The organism is Rhodococcus aetherivorans (genome assembly GCF_011058165.1).
In the GTDB taxonomy this organism is placed as follows: domain Bacteria; phylum Actinomycetota; class Actinomycetes; order Mycobacteriales; family Mycobacteriaceae; genus Rhodococcus; species Rhodococcus aetherivorans.
Window position 1 is genome coordinate 1 of record NZ_JAALEG010000176.1, and the last position, 3,127, is coordinate 3,127.

Annotated in this window: 1 protein-coding gene; it reads right to left on the reverse strand. The window is 68.4% G+C overall.

Annotated features, from left to right (window positions below; all coding sequences use genetic code 11):
* Positions 1-3,127: non-ribosomal peptide synthetase (locus tag G6039_RS29915; protein ID WP_164528190.1), on the reverse strand; the 3,127-nt coding region annotated here is incomplete at both ends.

Sequence of the window (3,127 nt, forward strand, 5' to 3'; positions counted from 1 at the left end):
GCGTACTGCACCGGCAGCGGCGCCCACGCCGGCGCCTCGCCGCGGCTGCGCGCCGCATACGCCACCATCACGTCGCGGGTCAGCGGACCCATCGAGAACCCGTCCGCGGCGATGTGGTGCACCACGAACACCAGCACGAAGTCTCGGTCTGTGACCTTAAGCAACCGGACGCGGATCGGAACCTCATGGGCCACATCGAAGCCCCGGCCGACGAATTCGACAACCGCGTCCACGACGGCGTCGTCGGTGACCGACTCCACTGTCAGCTCCGGCGACGACGCCGGAAGCACCATCTGAATCCCGGTGCCCTCGACCTCCGCATACACCGTGCGCAGCACCTCGTGCCGTGCAACCACGTCACCGATCGCGGCGGTGAGCACGTCGACGTCGAGCTTGCCGGACAGCCGCAGAGCCATTGGGATGTTGTACGCCGGGGAGTCGGGATCGAAGCGGTTGAGGAACCACATCCGCGACTGCGCCAACGACAACGGCACCCGCTCCGGCCGCTCCCGCGCGGTCAGCGCCGCCCGCGCCCCCGACCCGGCATGCGACTCGAGCCGCGCCGCCAACCCCGCCACCGTCGACGCCTCGAACACCACCCGCACCGGCACCGACGCCTCGAGCGCCTGCCCCAGTCGAGCAGTCACCCGCGTCGCGATCAACGAATTGCCACCCAACGCGAAGAAATCGTCGTCCGCCCCCACCCGCTCGACCCCGAGCACCTCGGTGAACACCGACGCCACGATCTGCTCCACCGGCGTGACCGGCGCCCGGAACTCCCGCGCCTCGAACACCGGCTCCGGCAACGCCCGCCGGTCCAACTTGCCCGACGGGTTGAGGGGGAACTGCTCCAGCACTACGAGTGCATCCGGGACAAGGTACGTCGGCAGTGTCTCACCGAGGGCGCTCCTCACGGCGTCGACATCGACCACGGCGCCGGCGGCGGGCACGACGTATCCCACAAGGTGGCCGCCCGTGGCTTCGTCCGAATGGACCGTCACCACGGCCTGCGCCACCGAATCGTCAGCCAGCAGCGCCGCTTCGATCTCGCCGAGCTCGATTCGCCGGCCGCGCACCTTCACCTGGAAGTCGGATCTGCCGCGGTAGCGCAACTGGCCGTCCCGCTGCCATTCAACGATGTCGCCCGTGCGATACATCCGGTCGCCGGGCGCGCCGAACGGATCGGCCACGAATCGGCTCGCGGTCAGCCCCGGCCGGAACTGATAACCGCGAGCGAGGCCCTTGCCCGCGAGGTACAACTCGCCGGGGATGCCGGCGGGGACGGGATGCAACCGCTCGTCCAGAACGACCGCCGTCGTACCCTGAAGTGGTTCACCGATCGCCACCGGCCGGTCCGGACTCAGGGCGGCGTAGGTGGACGAGATGGTGGTCTCCGTGGGTCCGTACGCATTCAGGATGCCGCGTCCGGGCCTGGACCATCGTGCCACCAGGTCGTCGGGCACGACGTCGCCGCCGATGGAGAAGGCTTCGATATGCTCGAGGCCGGTAGGGTCGACCGTCGCAAGCACAGCCGGCGTCATGATCATGTTGGTGACCCGCTCAGTGCGCAGAAGCTCCGTGAGTTCCGCGCCGGCCACGATCGATGCGGGCGCGACGACAAGGGTCGCACCCTGGGAGAACGCCAGCGTCCATTCGAGCACGGACGGATCGAAGGTCGGCGTGATGATGTGGAGGAATCGGGACCGTTCCGTCACCCGGTACAGCGGCCGGGTGTATTCGACGAGCGGCTGCAGGCCGCGATGGGTCACCGCGACGCCCTTGGGCTTACCCGTGGAACCGGAGGTGTAAATAGCGTATGCGGTGTTGTCGATGCGGATCGGGAAGCGACGGTCCGCGTCGGTGACCGGGTCCGCCGACCGGTCGGCGATCTCGCGACGGAATTCGGGGCTGTCCAGTTGCATCCAGGTCACAGTGTCGGGCAGGGCGGAACGGTAGGCATCGCTCGTCAGGCCCAGCACTGCACGGGAGTCGTCCAGCAGGTACTCGATCCGGTGTGCGGGGTGTGTCGGATCCACCGGCAAGAAGGCAGCGCCCGCCTTCGCCACGGCCCACACCGCAGTCACCATCTCGAGCGAGCGCGGGAAGGCCAGTGCCACCATCGTTTCGGGTGCGGCACCGCGATCTATCAGGATGCGAGCGAGTCGCGAGGATTCCCGGTCGAGTTCGCGATAGGTCACACCGATTCCCTCGCAACGTACCGCAACGGCGTCGGGATCGAGGGCACAACCGGCGGTGAGGATCTCGACCAGGAGGCGTTCGGTCCCCGTACCGGACGCACTTCGCCCGGCTGCGATGATCGGCTCGTCCGGCGCCCAAACGTCGGCGTCGCCCACGGGTCGCGCCGAATCGGCAGTGAGCGTTGTGAGCAATCGCACGAACCGCTGCCCGAACGAGGCGATCGTCGTCTCGTCGAACAGGTCGGTGGCGTACTCGAACACGGCCCTGGACGGACCGTCCACACCGGGCACGAACACGAGCTGCAGATCGAACTTCGTGACGGTGGTCGTCGACTCCACTGCGGCCACCGAGAGCTTCTCCAGCTCGAAGTCGGTCGTTGTGAGATTCTGGAACGACAGCAGCACCTGGAACAACGGCGTATGCGCCTGCGAGCGAACCGGGTTCAGCTCGTCAACGATCCGCTCGAACGGTACGTCCGCATGCCCGAACGCCCCCAGGTCCACCTCTCGCACCTGCGCCAGCAGATCCTCGAACGAGACACCGGCCCCGACCTCGGTGCGCAGAACGAGCGTGTTGACGAACATGCCGATCACGTCGTCGAGCGCGCGCTCGCCGCGGCCCGCGATGGGCGTGCCGATCACGATGTCCGACGTGCCCGACAGCCGGGCCAGCAACGCCGCGTATACCGCGTGCACCACCATGAACGGCGTCACCGACTGCGCCGCCGCCACCTGCTCGACGGCGGCGAACGCCTGCCTCGGCACCTCGAACTCGTGCCGAGCGCCCCGCCCTGACGCCACCGCCGGCCGCGGCCGATCCGTGGGCAGGTCCAACAACTCGGGCGCACCGGCGAGGCGCTCGCGCCAGTAGGTGAGCTGCTGCGAGAGCAGGGACGTCGGGTCGGACTCGTCGCCGAGGATCTCCCGCT